Below are 16221 nucleotides of genomic sequence, written 5' to 3' on the forward strand. Positions count from 1 at the left end.
CAAGAAGTGCGAGACCACAACCGAATTCTTGCACCAGAGAATCAGGACAACACTTGAAAAGAACACCGATTACCTTAAAGCTTTACCAGCAAAAGCCTTTTCGAATAATGGCTTGGGCGACACTGGCCTTGCTTGTTTTGGCTGTGGGCATATTTGAACTAATGGGATGGCCCTTTTTGGCCAAACCAGCCGAGCAATGGCTGAGTAAAACACTTGAAAGAGATATTCAACTGACGAAACCGGATGAAAGTGACCCTCGGTTTAAACTGCGCTTGATTGGTGGCATTCGATTGAGCTTGAATCATTTTGAGGTGGACTCACCTGCCTGGAGCCAGTCGCCTTTTATGGTTCGAGCGGAAAACGTGTCTGTTGGATTGCGCTATGTTGATCTGATCAAGTGGGCCAACACGCCGGAGTCTGCCCTGAGAATCAAGTCGCTGACAGCAACATTGCTGAACGGCAATTTCGAGCGCCTGAAAGACGGGCGCGCCTCCTGGCAATTTGCCAAAAACGAACCAGACACAGGGCCTGCCCCTGCCCCGGAGTTTGGTTTGTTGGCCATTCAGAAAGGCCAAATCACCTATCGGGATGAGCCCCTTGATCTTGAACTGGATGCAACACTGAGCCTACAGGAAGGAGAGATTGGAGCTGATGCGCTAACTGTGATGGCACTGGGTTCGTATCAAGGTAAAAAGCTTGATATACAACTGAAATCAACCGGTGTACTGCCTTGGGTGGCCAAGCAAGGCAAGCCAATTCCGGTGGAGTTGAACGTGTCTTTGGGGCGAGCCCGATTGGACTTTAAGGGGAACGCCGCCGATGCGCTGGGTATGCAGCAACTGTCTGGACAATTTGCAGTAAGTGGCTCATCCCTGGCCGCGGCAGGCCAGGCGCTGGGAGTCACTTTGCCGAACACGCCGGCCTTTCGCACCGAAGGTAACTTGGTGCGCGACGCAGACAACTGGCAGGTCAACATCGACAACGCAACAATCGGCAGCAGTCGTTTGAACGGGCGCTTTGTTTATAAAGGTGGCAAAACACAACCCCTTCTGACCGGAGAACTGAAAGGACCATCGCTGGTACTGGCTGACCTGGGCCCTACCGTAGGTGCACCGGCTGAAAAACAAGTTGCGGCGGCCACAAGCAAAGGCAGAGTGTTACCGGACAAACCCTTCGATCTTCCTTCCCTGAGGGCAATGGATGCTGATGTAAAAATTGACATCGACAATCTGGATTTGGGCAGCGAGATATTGAAGCCACTTCGACCCTTGCGGGCACATTTGGCTGTCACTGAGGGTGTCTTGACCATTTCGGACATTCAAGCAAAAACAGCAAAGGGCGAACTTGCTGGCTCGGTGCAATTGGATGGGCGAGAAGATATCGCTATTTGGAATGTGGACCTGAACTGGGCCAATGTGCAGCTTGAGCAATGGCTGAACATACCAAGGCCAGACAATGAGCCGCCTTATGTAACCGGCACCATGAATGGTGCTGCCAAACTGAGTGGGCAAGGCCGCTCGACTGCTGAAATACTGGGTAGCCTGGCTGGCAATGTACGAACACAGGTGCGCAATGGCACCATGTCGCATTTGATCGTTGAGGCTGCTGGCCTGGACGCTGCCGAGGCGCTCGGTGTTTGGTTTCGGGGTGATGACGTGTTGCAAATGACCTGTGCGTTTGCCGATCTGGATGCAAACAATGGCGTACTGCAACCCAGGGTATTTGTGATTGATACTCAAGACTCTGCGATGTGGGTCAATGGCAGTATTTCGATGAAAACAGAAGCCTTGAATTTGAGGGTGGTTGTAACACCCAAAGACTTCAGTCCGGTTAGCTTGCGTACGCCTTTATTGATCACCGGCACCATGGGCTCACCCGATGTATCCCTTGAAAAAGGTCCAATTGCGGGCAAAGTGGCTGGCGCGGTGTTGCTGTCGCTGCTAAACCCGTTTGCCGCATTGATTCCATTTGTGGACACAGGTGCGCCCGATTCTGCCGAGAATGCCAACAAAACCGGTTGCTATGATTTGGCGGCGCGCAGCAAGGTCCAGCGAGAGAAAAATTGACCAAAACACTTCACCCCAATAACGCGCACAAAGACGGTTACGATTTCGATGCCTTGGTGTTGACTTCCCCTGCCCTGAAAAAATTTGTTAAGCCCAATAACCATGGCCGAAACTCCATCGATTTCGCCTCGCCTGCTGCCGTGAAAGCTTTGAATTGCGCACTGCTGAAACACCACTACGGCATCTCGGAGTGGAACGTGCCAGAGGGCTACCTGTGCCCTCCGATCCCCGGCAGGGTGGATTACATTCATTACGCGGCAGATTTGCTGTCAAGCTGCGGGATTAAGGCATCAGATTCAAGGCAGGTAAAAATGTTGGACATCGGCACAGGGGCCAACGGCATTTATTCATTGCTGGCAGCAAAAGTATACGGCTGGCACTGCACTGGCAGTGAAATTGACCCGGTTGGCTTGAAAAATCTTGCCTCGGTGCTGGATAAAAACGACGATCTGAAGCGCCTGATTGATCTGCGCCTGCAGCGGGACAAACGGAAAATATTGGAAGGTGTGATCAAGGCAGGTGAGAAATTTGACCTAAGCGTGTGCAACCCGCCGTTTCACGCCTCACAAAAAGAAGCCATAAAAAGCAATCAACGAAAAGTGAATAGCCTGGCTTTTAATCGTGGAGAAAAACCAGGTTCAAAAGCACCTGCGGGCTTGAATTTTGGTGGGCAGAAGAATGAATTGTGGTGCGAGGGTGGGGAAATTGGTTTTCTGCAAACCATGATCAACGAGAGCGCGCAATTTGGTAAACAATGCAGATGGTTTACCACGCTGGTGTCAAAGGCCGAAAATGTACCTCAAGCAAAATGGCATATGCGCAATGCGGGTGCACGGGATATTCTTGAAGTTGAAATGGAACAAGGCAACAAGACCACGCGCATTGTGGCGTGGTCATTTGCATAGTTGAGCGCTGGACAAACTAGCGGCGGCGACCCCCCACCAGCAGCAGGAAAGCACCGGCGACAATTGCACCCACACCTGCCCACATGGGAACGTTGACCTCTTTTTCCTGATCCACCGTGATCTCGAGTGAACCAATTTTTGCTGCGGTTGACTCTTCGGTGTAGCTAAAGCCCCCGTAGACCAGTCCCAAGGTGCCGGCAACAATCAACAGAATTCCGATCAGTTTGGTGGCTTGCATCTTGTTTTCCTGAATGTTGTGAATGAGAGAGTATTAACGGACTGCAAACAAGAACGGTATACAAAATAATTTGTAAAACGGAACACTCGATGGACAATCTTCCTGCGCGAGCAGCAAGCGGCTACTTTTTGGCAATGATATACACGGCGTGAACAATGCCGGGAATATAGCCAAGCAAAGTCAAAATGATGTTGATCCAGAAGTGCTTGCCTAGCCCTTCTTGAAGAAACACGCCCAGTGGAGGCAACAAGATGGCGATCAGTATGCGAATAAGGTCCATTGATTCTCCGGAAAAATAGTTATAAACAAAAATTGTAAGTGTTTTTTATACAAGATAAAGACAAATGTTTGTGGCCTTGGGTCGTGCACCACAGCTTGCGTTCTGTTCCAGGCAAAGATTAATCCTGAACCTTTCCACGCAACGCCTTGACCTGCCCCCGAATACTTTTGCCTTCTAGCCTGCGACGTTTTGAACCCAGGGTTGGGCGGGTTTCACGGCGAATCTTGACAGGTTTGGCCACCTCGGCTATCAACTCGTTCAAGCGCGCTAGCGCATCAATTCGATTTTGCTCTTGGCTGCGCGTGGTTTGAGCCTTGATGACAATAACGCCGTCTTTGGTCAAACGTTGGTCTTGCAGAGCCAGTAATTTTTCCTTGATGAATTCAGGCAAAGAAGATGAACGAATATCAAAACGCAAGTGAATCGCACTGGACACTTTGTTGACATTTTGACCACCCGCGCCTTGGGCGCGAATGGCAGTGAATTCGACATCCGATTCGGTCAGGGTGGGTGGCGTGTATGACATGTTGCTAGCTGCCTTTATTTAAACGCCAAACCGTAGACCTGCTAATACCCAAACCTTCAGCCACCTTATTGACCTCGCCACCGACCAGGCTTAATGCCTGACGGACAATGCTTGAACGCTCAGACATAGGTGCCCTGCTATAGGCCAAGGCCAAGGCGTTCATATCATTCATCGTATCGGGTGTATTGTTTTGCTGCAAATGTGGCGTGGTCGAATTTTCCAGGCCCACGAGCAAGTCTGGAAACCAGGTGCGCCAGGACGACAGATCACTTTCTTGCAACATCAACACCGCCGCCCTGCGACACACATTCTTCAGTTGACGAATATTGCCGGGCCAAGGCAAAGATTGAAGAACCGGCAAAGCCAGTTGAAGAAACCCATCAAATTTGGATTTGCTGACACGCACTGGCGTAGTCCTCAAAAAGTACCCGGCCAATTCGCCAATGTCTTCGGCACGCTCTCGCAATGGCGGGATATGAATCAGCATTTCATTCAAGCGAAAATAAAGATCTTCCCGAAAACGCCCTTCTTCAACGGCTTGCTGCAAATTCACGTTGCTGGCGGCCAGCAGCCGGAAATCAACCTTGCGGGAGGAGGCTGACCCAATTCGGCGCACTGTGTTGTCCTCCAGAATACGCAACAAACGCGTTTGAAAAGCCAAGGGCATGTCACCAATTTCATCGAGAAACACTGTGCCACCCTGCGCGCTTTCAAACATGCCCGCGCGCCCACCTTTCACGGCCCCTGAAAATGCACCCTCTTCATAACCAAACAGCTCGCTTTCCAAAAGGCTTTCGGTGAGCGATGCACAATTGATTGCGACGAAAGGTTTGCCCGCACGTGGGCTGGCGCTGTGGATGGATTGGGCCACCAACTCCTTGCCCACGCCGGTTTCACCCTGAATTAGCACGGAAAAATCGATACTGCCACACAGGCGGATCGTATTGCGCAGCTTTTCAACTGCCCGGCTATTGCCGATAAGGTCTTGTTCGGTGTGGTACGTGTAAGCCTGGCTGTTTCGGCGCACTCCGCCAGTGGCCTTGGCACTGGCTAGCCGTATGGCTTCCTCAAAAGCTTTTACAACACCTTGCCGGGAATAAATCAGAATGGCTTCCAGTCCCATTTCCTGAGCAATTTCAGTGACCAAGCCCGACCCCACCACCACCTTCACGCCCAACTGGGCCAATTCCCGCACAGCGCGACGCGCGTCCTCCGGTGTGCGATAGGTTCGGGTACTCAAGGGCACATCAAACGCTCGGGCAAACTGCTCGAGCTCATCAAACGAATGTTCGTAACTGACCAAGCCCACTGCGGCAGACGCTTTTCTGGCAGATGCCAAGGCTTGCATTACATCAAAACCGTCCGTACGAATAATGACCAGCGGCGCCTCAAGCTGGTTCTGCAAGAATGCGCCGTTTGAACCTGCGGCGATGAATACATCGGCCGTGTCGGTGTAGTAACGGTTGCGTGCGTAGGCCAAGGCATCTTCATAGGCCTTGGGCACCAATTCAATATTGGCTGAACCACTGTAATCGCGGGCGATCTCCCTCAATGTACCAGCCAATGCACTGATGCTGAACACCACAATTCTGGGTTTCATTCAAAACACCTTGAGTTTCATTTGAAACATAAAACCGTTTCATTTTACACAAATATGTTTCAAAACACCATCAAATTATTCTTGCAATTACTTGATATTAGCGCGACAACTTATTGATCTTATTTGAATATTCCATTATTTTTTTTGACTGGCACGAACCCTGCACTACATGGAGCATACAACAAGGAGAACACCATGACCCAACATTCCGCAGGCGCCCGTTTTCGCCAAGCAGTGAAAGAAGAACAACCTTTGCAAGTGATTGGCGCAATCAATGCCAATCACGCATTGCTGGCCAAGCGTGCCGGCTTCAAAGCCATTTACCTGAGCGGCGGCGGCGTGGCGGCCGGTTCGCTGGGTTTGCCCGACCTGGGCATTTCTGGACTGGATGACGTACTGACTGACGTGCGTCGAATTACCGATGTATGTGACACCCCCTTGCTGGTGGATGTCGACACTGGCTTTGGCTCATCAGCCTTCAATATCGCCCGCACCACCAAGGCGATGATGAAAGCCGGTGCTGCCGCAATGCACATTGAAGACCAGGTGGGCGCCAAACGCTGCGGCCACCGCCCCGGCAAGGCAATTGTGACTCAGGCTGAAATGGTAGACCGCATCAAGGCCGCCGTGGACGCGCGTGGTTCAGACGATTTCGTAATCATGGCCCGCACGGATGCGCTGGCCGTTGAGGGATTGCAGTCTGCAATCGACCGCGCCTGCGCCTGCGTGGAAGCCGGGGCCGACATGATTTTCCCCGAAGCAATGACTGAACTGAGCATGTACCAGCAATTTGTAGACGCGGTGAAAGTACCTGTGTTGGCCAACATCACTGAATTTGGCTCAACGCCCTTGTTCACCACCGAAGAACTGAAAGGTGTTGGCGTGGGCCTGGTGCTATATCCCCTGAGCGCTTTCCGTGCCATGAACAAGGCCGCGCAAAACGTATATGAAGCTGTTCGCCGCGACGGTACCCAGAAGAACGTGCTGGACACCATGCAAACCCGCATGGAGCTGTATGACAGCATTGGCTACCACGACTTCGAGCAGAAACTGGATGCCCTTTTTCAGCAGAAATAACTTCAAGAAAACACAATAAACATTTGTTATAAAAACATTATTTTTGACAGGAGACAGCAATGTCTGAGCAACAAACAACAACCCCAGGCTTCAAGCCAAAGAAATCTGTAGCCCTTTCAGGCACCGCCGCTGGCAACACAGCATTGTGTACAGTGGGCCGTACCGGCAACGACCTGGCTTACCGTGGTTACGACATTCTGGACTTGGCCACCACGACCGAGTTCGAAGAAATTGCTTATTTGCTTGTACACGGCAAGCTGCCCACCGTGGCTGAACTGGCCGGCTACAAACTGAAACTGAAAGCCTTGCGCGGCATTCCTGCAGGCGTGAAGCAAGCGCTGGAAGCCCTGCCCCCATCCGCCCACCCCATGGACGTGATGCGCACTGGTGTTTCCGTGTTGGGCTGCCTTCAGCCTGAAAAGGACGACCACAACCACCCCGGCGCCCGCGACATCGCGGACAAACTGATGGCCAGCCTGGGCAGCATGCTGCTGTACTGGTATCACTACAGCCACAACGGCAAGCGCATTGAAGTGGAAACTGATGATGATTCTATCGGTGGCCACTTCCTGCATTTGCTGCATGGCGAAAAGCCACGTGACAGTTGGGTCAGTGCCATGCACACCTCGTTGATTCTGTATGCAGAACACGAATTCAATGCATCCACATTCACCAGCCGCGTTGTGGCTGGAACCGGTTCCGACATGTATTCCGCCATTTGCGGTGGCATTGGTGCCTTGCGTGGTCCCAAGCATGGTGGCGCTAATGAAGTGGCGTTCGAGATTCAAAAGCGTTACGACAACCCGGATGAAGCAGAGGCCGATATTCGCGCCCGCGTTGAACGCAAGGAAGTGGTGATCGGTTTCGGCCACCCCGTGTACACCGTCAGCGACCCCCGCAACGTGGTGATCAAGAAAGTAGCGGAAGACTTGTCCAAAGAACAGAACAACATGAAGATGTACAACATCGCGGAAAGACTTGAAAGCGTGATGTGGGAAATCAAGAAAATGTTCCCGAACCTGGACTGGTTCAGCGCCGTGAGCTACCACATGATGGGCGTGCCCACTGCCATGTTCACCCCCCTGTTCGTGATTGCCCGTACTTCCGGCTGGAGCGCCCACGTGATTGAGCAACGCATCGACGGCAAGATTATTCGCCCTAGCGCCAACTACACAGGCCCTGAAGACCAGAAATTTGTAGCCATCAAGGATCGCAAATAATTTATGAACGCACAATTTAGAAAGAACCTGCCCGGCACCAAGCTTGATTTCTTCGACACCCAAGCGGCTGTGGATGCAATCGAGCCAGGCGCGTGGGACAAACTGCCCTACACCAGCAAGGTGCTGGCCGAGCAGCTGGTGCGCCGCTGCGAACCCTCTTCGCTAACTGACAGCTTGAAACAACTGATATATCGCAAGCGCGACCTGGATTTTCCCTGGTACCCAGCGCGCGTGGTGTGCCACGACATTCTGGGCCAGACCGCTTTGGTGGATTTGGCAGGCCTTCGCAATGCGATTGCAGACCAGGGTGGTGACCCATCGCTGGTGAACCCGGTTGTGCCCACACAATTGATTGTGGACCATTCACTGGCTGTGGAATGTGGCGGCTTTGATCCCGACGCATTCCAGAAAAACCGCGACATTGAAGAACGCCGCAACGAAGACCGTTTCCACTTCATCAACTGGACCAAGACTGCATTCAAGAATGTGGACGTCATTCCAGCGGGCAACGGCATCATGCACCAGATCAACCTGGAAAAAATGTCGCCAGTGGTGCAGGTTCGCGACGGCGTAGCTTTCCCCGACACCTGCGTGGGCACAGACAGCCACACGCCGCACGTGGATGCGCTGGGCGTAATCTCGATTGGTGTGGGTGGTCTGGAAGCTGAAACCGTGATGCTGGGTCGTGCATCGATGATGCGCCTGCCCGACATTGTGGGTGTTGAATTGACTGGCAAGCGCCAGCCCGGCATTACCGCAACCGACATCGTGCTAGAACTGACTGCGTTTTTGCGCAAAGAGCGCGTGGTGGGTGCGTACATCGAATTCTTCGGTGAAGGCGCCAACAGCCTGACGATTGGCGACCGGGCGACCATTTCCAACATGACCCCGGAATACGGCGCCACCGCCGCAATGTTCTACATCGACGAACAAACCATCGACTACCTGAAGCTGACCGGCCGTGAAGACGAGCAGGTAAAGCTGGTTGAACACTACGCCAAGCACACTGGCTTGTGGGCCAGCAAAATGACTGGTGCCGAATACGAGCGCGTGTTGACCTTCGATTTGAGTAAAGTTGTGCGCAGCATGGCTGGCCCGTCGAACCCGCATGCCCGCGTGGCCACCACGGATTTGGCAGCCAAAGGCATTGCAGGCAACCTGGACGCGGCACGCGCACAGGAAGCTGAAGGCCTGATGCCAGATGGCGCTGTAATTATTGCTGCCATTACCAGCTGCACCAACACCAGCAATCCGCGCAACGTCGTTGCTGCAGCTTTGTTGGCCCGCAAAGCCAATGAGTTGGGCTTGGTGCGCAAACCTTGGGTAAAGTCATCTTTCGCCCCAGGCTCCAAAGTGGCCGAGTTGTATTTGAAAGATTCAGGCCTGTTGCCTGAACTGGAAAAGCTGGGCTTTGGCATCGTAGCGTTTGCCTGCACCACCTGCAACGGCATGAGTGGCGCGCTTGACCCGAAAATTCAACAGGAAATCATCGACCGCGATTTGTACGCCACGGCCGTGCTTTCCGGCAACCGCAACTTCGATGGACGAATTCACCCGTATGCCAAGCAGGCATTCCTGGCCAGCCCACCGCTGGTGGTGGCCTACGCGATTGCTGGCACCATTCGCTTTGACATTGAACGCGATGTGCTAGGTGTGGTTAACGGGAAAGAAATTCGCCTGAAAGACCTGTGGCCAAGCGACGAAGAAATTGATGCGATTGTGAATGAATTCGTAAAACCTTCCCAGTTCCGCGAAATCTACATTCCGATGTTCGACTTGGGTGCCATTGAAGAAGCAAAAAGCCCGCTGTACGACTGGCGCCCACAAAGCACCTACATTCGCCGCCCACCCTACTGGGACACCGAGGGTCAAGGTGCATTGGCAGCAAGACCACGCACCTTGAAAAACATGCGCCCGCTGGCGGTGCTCGGTGACAATATTACGACCGACCACCTGAGCCCATCCAACGCGATCATGATGAACAGCGCTGCTGGTGAGTACCTGCACAAAATGGGTTTGCCGGAAGAAGACTTCAACAGCTATGCCACGCACCGTGGTGACCATTTGACCGCGCAACGTGCCACCTTCGCCAACCCTACCCTGCAAAACGAAATGGTTCGCGATGCAGACGGCAAAGTGAAAAAAGGCTCACTGGCCCGCATCGAACCTGAAGGCAAGGTAACGCGCATGTGGGAAGCGATTGAAACCTACATGGACCGTGGCCAACCTTTGATCATTATTGCAGGTGCAGATTACGGTCAAGGGTCATCACGTGACTGGGCTGCCAAAGGAGTTCGCCTGGCTGGCGTGGAAGCAATTATTGCCGAAGGCTTTGAGCGCATTCACCGCACCAACCTGATTGGTATGGGCACCCTGCCCCTGGAATTCAAGGCAGGCGACACACGCCACACCTACAACATTGATGGCACGGAAGTGTTTGAAGTGGTGGGTGAACGCAGCCCACGCGCAACCCTGACTGTGGTGATGACCCGCAAGAATGGTGAACGCGTTGAATTCCCTGTGACTTGCCGTTTGGACACTGCTGAAGAGGTTTCGATTTACGAGGCTGGCGGAGTTTTACAGCGTTTCGCGCAAGACTTCCTTGAAGGAACAGCTGCATGAGCAACAAAAACTCACAGCAACTGAAAGTACCCGCCACGTACATGCGTGGCGGCACCAGCAAAGGTGTGTTTTTCAGATTGCAGGATTTGCCGGCAGCCTGCCAGAAACCGGGCGAGGCACGCGACAAGCTGCTGATGCGTGTCATCGGCAGCCCCGACCCCTATGGCAAGCAAATTGACGGCATGGGTGGTGCTACATCAAGCACCAGCAAAACCGTGATTCTGAGCAGAAGCAGCAAACCCGATCACGATGTGGATTACCTGTTTGGACAGGTTTCAATCGACAAAGCCTTTGTGGACTGGAGCGGCAATTGCGGCAATTTGTCCTCCGCGGTAGGTTCTTTCGCCGTGGCCAGCGGTCTGGTAGAGCCCGCACGCGTTCCACAAAACGGCACTTGTGTAGTGCGCATTTGGCAAGCCAACATTGGTAAAACCATCATTGCGCATGTGCCAATCACCGACGGACTTGTTCAGGAAACTGGCGACTTTGAACTGGATGGGGTTACTTTCCCCGCGGCTGAAGTTCAACTGGAGTTCCTGGACCCGGCCGATGAAGGCGAAGATGGTGCTGGCGGCAGCATGTTCCCCACTGGCAACCTGGTGGACGACCTGGAAGTACCGGGCGTCGGCACACTGAAAGCCACTTTGATCAATGCGGGCATTCCAACCATTTTTGTAAATGCCGACAGCATTGGCTACACCGGCTGCGAGCTGCAGGACGACATCAACAGCGACCCCAAGGCACTGGCCATGTTCGAAACCATCCGTGCCCACGGTGCGGTGAAAATGGGCTTGATCAAACACGTGGATGAGGCGGCCAAACGCCAACACACACCCAAAGTGGCCTTTGTTGCACCACCGAAAACCTACACCAGTTCAAGTGGCAAAGTAGTTCAAGCCGAGGGCATCGACCTGCTGGTGCGCGCCATGAGCATGGGCAAATTGCACCATGCGATGATGGGTACTGCTGCCGTGGCCATTGGCACAGCGGCCGCAGTGCCGGGCACCTTGGTGAATTTGGCGGCGGGTGGCAGTGAAAGAGAAGCCGTTCGCTTTGGCCACCCAAGCGGTACCTTGCGTGTGGGTGCACAGGCAGTACTTGAAAACGGCCAGTGGGCGGTGAAAAAGGCAATTATGAGCCGCAGCGCGCGCGTATTGATGGAAGGTTGGGTTCGCATACCCAACGATACGTTTTAAGTAATGGAACCAAGCTGATAAAGCTTGCCACTACATGCACTTCAGTTTTTTTTGGTGCAATGCCAAAATCTGAAGTGCAATTTTACAATCCCTGAAACTGTAGCTATGGGCAAAAGAGTGAGCAAGTACTCACGTCCCCCCACCCCTCTTTCTGATTACGTAACTCCGCCCAAATTATCCTCGTGGCTCCAAAAAAATAGAACGGAGTCCCCACCATGTTTCGCGCAGTTGCAAGCCACAGCAGTGCTCAAATCGCCATGTCAGCAGGCAGCAATGCCTTGGGAAGAAGCGGCTCAGGCTCAGCATCCACCAAGATAATTGGCCCCCTGGCCAGCAAGCTCAAAGACATTCGGCAAAATACCCATGCGAATTTGAAGCTCCAGTTGCAGAAAAGCTTGCCCCCGCTGAAGTTTGAACAGGCCAGCGAATTGGCTGAACAGATTGAAACTGCTGAACCTGATTTCAACCAACTTCATGCCCGTGTAGAGGAATTTGTTCAACGTAACAAGAATGACCCCGAGGCAATAGTCAGTGCACTGAAATATTTGAATAGCCAACTCATGATATTGAGTACTGCGGAAAGGCAGATGAAGGCCCAAGATGCCCAGACGACACAATCGCTGATGCGAGGGCTGAAAACCTTGATCGACAACTCGGCAAGCCGGGGAGAATCTATTATTCAAAGACTGTCGAATACCAAAATTTCTCCGGTATTTACTGCCCACCCTACCAATTTCAACAAACCTCAGGCCAGTGAAATTGTTCTTTCTCAACTTGAAAATATTGCTAGCCCCCGAGGCAATGCAAAAGTCTGCCAAGAGCTATGGGAAATTCAAGGGGTACGAGAATTGAAACCTACCGTGCAAGACGAGGCCAATCAGTTCTCTGCCAATATCAGGCACCTGCACAGTTCTGGCCGCACCATTCACGAACAGATCAACCAACAGCTCTCGGGACTGCCCAATAATTTGAAACTGTCGAAACCCTTGGTTGAAGCGGGTAACTGGGTTGGAGGTGATCGGGATGGCAACCCGAATATTGATGCAACCGTGCTAAAGGACGTGGTCAAAACCCTGAGCACGGCAGCGTTTGAGTACTTTGAACAAGAAATTGGCAAAGAGAACAATACCCAAACAGGCAGCCTGTGTAACCTGCTTTGCAAATCTGGGCATTCGGAATCACTTGGTCTGATTCGGGAAAAACTGGCGCGAACCCGAACACATTTGGTGGGCAACAGCCCATTGCCAATTCAAGGCGATTTGTACCTGAACGCAAATGAACTGGTACATGATCTTGAATCTTTGAGCATTGCCAGTTTGAATACTCAAGAAAAAGCGACCGTTCAAGAGAAACTGGATTTGCTGAAACTGGATGCCGACAGCATCGGTTTTCACGGTGCCAGTACCGATATTCGGCAAAACAGCGCCATGAATGAAAAAACAGTCGGTGAATTGTTGAGAAGGTCTGGCGGCCCAAGCAATTACGAAAGCCTGGGAGAAATTGAAAAGCAGACCTTGTTGACCAACTTGCTGCTCAACAACAAAACTGTACTGAGCGATGCACCTATCGAGGGTCAAAGCGAGAATGCCGAATTTGATCGCGAAATAGCATTGATCAAAAGTTACAAAACCATTCACGACAGTTACGGGCCGCAGGCACTGAAAAACTGTATTACGGCCAACACAGAAACCATGAGCGACATGCTTGAAGTGATGTTGCTGCTGAAACACGCAGGCCTGGCCGATGAGCAAGGCATCAAGATGAATGTTGTCCCCCTGATTGAAACTGTGAATGACCTGCACAACGGCCCGGCCATTTTGAACAGCATGCTGAACAACCCATGGTACCGTCAGGCGCTTCAAGCCAGCGGCAATCAGCAACAAATCATGGTGGGCTATTCCGACAGCAATCGATTGGATGGACCACTCGCCTCGAGTTGGGCCGTGTATGAAGGTACAGCCAAGATGCTTGAAGTAGCGGAGCAGCGCGGCGTGAGTTTGCATGTGTTTCATGGCCGAGGCGGCACAGAGGCCAGGGGTTCAGGCGATTCTTATGCGCAGGAAATCAAATCAAGCAACGGCGCCAGCTTGCTGACCGGCATGCGTCAAACCGAGCAAGGTGAAGAAGTGCCAGCAAAATATGGCACAAAAACAATGTCGCAATCCAACCTGGCAGACATGGTGGGCTCAACGCTTGAGACTATGGCAATTGGCAAAGACCAACAAATTGCAAAATACGCCAGCACCATGGAAAAACTTGCTCAACATGCACGCAACCACTATGAAAGCCTGTACTCCAATCCTGAGCTTCCCCATTTTTTTCAAAGCAGTACACCGATTGAATTTGTCGGTAAATCCAATGCTGGCAGCCGCCCTGCCTCGCGCGCAAACACGGCTGGGGGCGGCCTCAACCTTGACAAACTGCGGGCCATACCTTGGGTGGGTTCGTGGTATCAATCGGGAAGCGCAATGCCCGCATTTTTTGGCACAGGCAGCGCACTGAAAAACTTCATCGATCAACCGGCTGGTGCCAACACCACACCCGCACAACGAACTGCACAACTACAAACCATGTATCAGGAATGGCCTTTCTTTAAAAGCTTTATTGACAGAACCGCCACCGCCATGGAAAAAGCGGACATGAAAATTGCCCAAGAGTATGCAAAGTTGGCACCGGTTCAATCGCAAGGCGTGTTTGAGGCGATCAAGAATGAATATGAACTGACAAAAGAAATGATCTTGAGTATCAAACAAAGCAACGACTTGATGGATCACAATCCCGTTGATGCGGAAATACTTGCTGTGAAAAAACCGTTGACACAGGCGGCCCACGCCATGCAAATTGGATTGCTCAAGGCCCACCAGCAAGCGGGCCCCGAGATTCAAGAAAGACTGATCAAACCTATTGTGATGTCGATGCAGGCAATCGCCAGTTCCAACCGCTTTGGTTAAACTGAACCGCCCGCATGAATAGGTGGGCGTTTGCCTGCCCATGGCTTGGCCTGCTCAAGCTGGGCAGCCAGGCTAAGCAACACATTTTCCTCACCAAAACGGCCAGTGAACATCATGCCCACTGGAATGCCTTGCGCATTCCAGTGTAAAGGCGCACTCATGGAGGGTTGACCCGTGACGTTGGCCGGCATGGTTTGGGAACAGTACTGATACACGCGCCTCCCCGCTTTCAACACAAAATCTTTTCGCTTGGCGATAAAACCAATTGGCAAATAGCTAAGTGCCTTCAATTCAATCATTTCTTGCGGGGTTGGGCGAAGGCCTCCAACTGCAATTGGCAATTCGCCCAAGGTACTGGTCAACAGCGCATCGTAGGGTTCGAAAAATGTCATCCACTGGCGAGAAAACTGCGCCATGGTCCACACCGCATCGGCCACATCACCACCATTAAAACTGCGACCTAATTTCATCAATGCCCATGTCCGTGCCTCAAAATCAGCCGCCTTGCCTTTTCTTCCCAACACGCGCTCACCTTCTTTCAAGGTAGCAGCCATTTCTGAACACACCAACACGGTGTAGGCGTAAATAAATTCTTCCTTGTGAATAGGCAGGCGAACTTCTTCACAGGTGTGGCCAAGGCTTTCAAGCAACTTGACTGTTTCAAGCACACCTGCCTGGCAATCAGCATGCAGGGTTTCACCCAAGGCGGGGTCCAATGAATAGGCGATTTTCAATTTCTTGGGCTTTGCTTCAATTGCAGCGGCATAAGTTTTTGCCGGCGGCGCAATGCGCAACAGTTGGCCGGGGTAGTTGCCTTGCAAGCAGTCCAGCATGTGCGCAGAATCCCGTACAGTGCGCGACACCACATGCTCAGCAATGAAACCAAACCAGCCATCGGGCAGGTCGGGGCCAGAGGGCACACGCCCCCGCGTGGGCTTCAAACCAAACAAGCCAGTACACGATGCGGGTACGCGAATTGAACCGCCTCCGTCGCTTGCGCTGGCCATGGGTACAATACCCGCCGCAACGGCAGCCGAAGCACCGCCACTGGAGCCACCAGGGCTGCGCAGTGGATCCCAGGGGTTACGACATGGCCCAGTCAGCTCAGGTTCAGTGGAAGGGGTAATACCAAATTCCGGCGTGGCAGTTTTACCAAAAATATTCAGACCCGCCCGCTTGAATCGCTTTACATATTCTGAATCTTCGGAGGGCACAAAGCCTTTGTAGAATCGGCTTCCGCTGCTCATCTCGACACCGGCATAACTGGCAATCAAGTCTTTCAATAGAAATGGAACGCCTGCAAAGGGCCCCTCGACAGTTTCTTTGGCGCGCGCACGTGCAATGTCGTACATGGGACGAATTACTGCATTAATGCGTGGGTTTACTTTTTCCGTGCGAGCAATGCTCTCCTCGAGCAATTCAGCCGCGCTCACCTCGCCTTTTTTGATTAACTCGGCAAGACCAAGGGCGTCGAACTGGTCATATTCTTTGAAACCTGCCATTTTTATTGTGTCTCCGAAAAACTTGGGTAGCAATTTAT

12 protein-coding genes are annotated in these 16221 nt (G+C 52.4%); 7 read left to right on the forward strand and 5 right to left on the reverse strand.

Going from position 1 to position 16221, the window contains the following annotated elements; translation table 11 throughout:
* The first annotated feature begins 53 nt into the window (after window positions 1-53).
* Both PY990_RS08860 and rlmF read left to right on the forward strand, forming a co-directional pair.
* On the forward strand, window positions 54-2066 hold the full coding sequence (locus PY990_RS08860) for an AsmA family protein (RefSeq protein ID WP_275271302.1): 2013 nt from the start codon (window positions 54-56) through the stop codon (window positions 2064-2066).
* The gene (gene rlmF / locus PY990_RS08865; protein ID WP_275271303.1) at window positions 2063-2971 is read left to right on the forward strand and encodes a 23S rRNA (adenine(1618)-N(6))-methyltransferase RlmF; all 909 of its coding nucleotides are present in this window, start codon (window positions 2063-2065) and stop codon (window positions 2969-2971) included. The genes PY990_RS08860 and rlmF overlap by 4 nt, the downstream gene beginning before the upstream one ends.
* A gap of 16 nt (window positions 2972-2987) precedes the next feature.
* Here the strand turns inward: rlmF and PY990_RS08870 are convergent, their stop codons facing one another.
* From PY990_RS08870 to prpR, 4 genes are all read right to left on the reverse strand, one after another.
* A complete protein-coding gene (locus PY990_RS08870; protein WP_008248518.1) occupies window positions 2988-3209 on the reverse strand; it encodes a hypothetical protein in 222 nt (73 codons plus the stop codon).
* 121 nt (window positions 3210-3330) lie between these two features.
* The gene (locus PY990_RS08875) at window positions 3331-3489 is read right to left on the reverse strand and encodes a YqaE/Pmp3 family membrane protein (RefSeq protein WP_171099549.1); all 159 of its coding nucleotides are present in this window, start codon (window positions 3487-3489) and stop codon (window positions 3331-3333) included.
* A 118-nt stretch (window positions 3490-3607) separates the two neighbouring features.
* Window positions 3608-4015 carry an alternative ribosome rescue aminoacyl-tRNA hydrolase ArfB gene (arfB, locus tag PY990_RS08880; protein WP_275271304.1) on the reverse strand — a complete coding sequence of 136 codons (408 nt, stop codon included), beginning with the start codon at window positions 4013-4015 and terminating at the stop codon, window positions 3608-3610.
* Window positions 4016-4019: 4 nt separating this feature from the next.
* A complete protein-coding gene (prpR, locus tag PY990_RS08885; RefSeq protein ID WP_275271305.1) occupies window positions 4020-5615 on the reverse strand; it encodes a propionate catabolism operon regulatory protein PrpR in 1596 nt (531 codons plus the stop codon).
* A gap of 195 nt (window positions 5616-5810) precedes the next feature.
* Between prpR and prpB the strand changes: the two genes are divergently transcribed.
* From prpB to PY990_RS08910, 5 genes are all read left to right on the forward strand, one after another.
* The gene (gene prpB / locus PY990_RS08890) at window positions 5811-6692 is read left to right on the forward strand and encodes a methylisocitrate lyase (protein WP_105029899.1); all 882 of its coding nucleotides are present in this window, start codon (window positions 5811-5813) and stop codon (window positions 6690-6692) included.
* 59 nt (window positions 6693-6751) lie between these two features.
* The gene (prpC, locus tag PY990_RS08895; protein ID WP_275271306.1) at window positions 6752-7912 is read left to right on the forward strand and encodes a bifunctional 2-methylcitrate synthase/citrate synthase; all 1161 of its coding nucleotides are present in this window, start codon (window positions 6752-6754) and stop codon (window positions 7910-7912) included.
* Between the two features lie 3 nt (window positions 7913-7915).
* Window positions 7916-10534 carry a Fe/S-dependent 2-methylisocitrate dehydratase AcnD gene (acnD, locus tag PY990_RS08900; protein ID WP_275271307.1) on the forward strand — a complete coding sequence of 873 codons (2619 nt, stop codon included), beginning with the start codon at window positions 7916-7918 and terminating at the stop codon, window positions 10532-10534.
* A complete protein-coding gene (gene prpF / locus PY990_RS08905; RefSeq protein WP_275271308.1) occupies window positions 10531-11730 on the forward strand; it encodes a 2-methylaconitate cis-trans isomerase PrpF in 1200 nt (399 codons plus the stop codon). Before acnD ends, prpF begins: the two co-directional genes overlap by 4 nt.
* A 215-nt stretch (window positions 11731-11945) precedes the next feature.
* Complete coding sequence (locus tag PY990_RS08910) at window positions 11946-14681, forward strand: phosphoenolpyruvate carboxylase (protein WP_275271309.1); 2736 nt, start codon at window positions 11946-11948, stop codon at window positions 14679-14681.
* Here PY990_RS08910 and PY990_RS08915 read toward each other — a convergent pair.
* Window positions 14678-16183 (reverse strand): amidase, encoded by a 1506-nt coding sequence (locus PY990_RS08915; RefSeq protein ID WP_275271310.1) that lies wholly within the window; start codon window positions 16181-16183, stop codon window positions 14678-14680. The two genes, PY990_RS08910 and PY990_RS08915, sit on opposite strands and share 4 nt — an antisense overlap.
* Window positions 16184-16221 lie beyond the last annotated feature (38 nt).

Origin of the sequence: Limnobacter olei (genome assembly GCF_029087225.1) — a bacterium.
GTDB lineage: Bacteria > Pseudomonadota > Gammaproteobacteria > Burkholderiales > Burkholderiaceae_B > Limnobacter > Limnobacter olei.

Excerpts from the sequence above, each read along its gene's own strand:
- PY990_RS08910 (WP_275271309.1), top strand. The coding sequence starts at position 11,946 with ATGTTTCGCGCAGTTGCAAGCCACAGCAGTGCTCAAATCGCCATGTCA.
- prpR (WP_275271305.1), bottom strand. The coding sequence starts at position 5,615 with ATGAAACCCAGAATTGTGGTGTTCAGCATCAGTGCATTGGCTGGTACA.
- PY990_RS08915 (WP_275271310.1), bottom strand. The coding sequence starts at position 16,183 with ATGGCAGGTTTCAAAGAATATGACCAGTTCGACGCCCTTGGTCTTGCC.
- prpC (WP_275271306.1), top strand. The coding sequence starts at position 6,752 with ATGTCTGAGCAACAAACAACAACCCCAGGCTTCAAGCCAAAGAAATCT.
- PY990_RS08870 (WP_008248518.1), bottom strand. The coding sequence starts at position 3,209 with ATGCAAGCCACCAAACTGATCGGAATTCTGTTGATTGTTGCCGGCACC.
- prpB (WP_105029899.1), top strand. The coding sequence starts at position 5,811 with ATGACCCAACATTCCGCAGGCGCCCGTTTTCGCCAAGCAGTGAAAGAA.
- acnD (WP_275271307.1), top strand. The coding sequence starts at position 7,916 with ATGAACGCACAATTTAGAAAGAACCTGCCCGGCACCAAGCTTGATTTC.
- arfB (WP_275271304.1), bottom strand. The coding sequence starts at position 4,015 with ATGTCATACACGCCACCCACCCTGACCGAATCGGATGTCGAATTCACT.
- prpF (WP_275271308.1), top strand. The coding sequence starts at position 10,531 with ATGAGCAACAAAAACTCACAGCAACTGAAAGTACCCGCCACGTACATG.
- PY990_RS08875 (WP_171099549.1), bottom strand. The coding sequence starts at position 3,489 with ATGGACCTTATTCGCATACTGATCGCCATCTTGTTGCCTCCACTGGGC.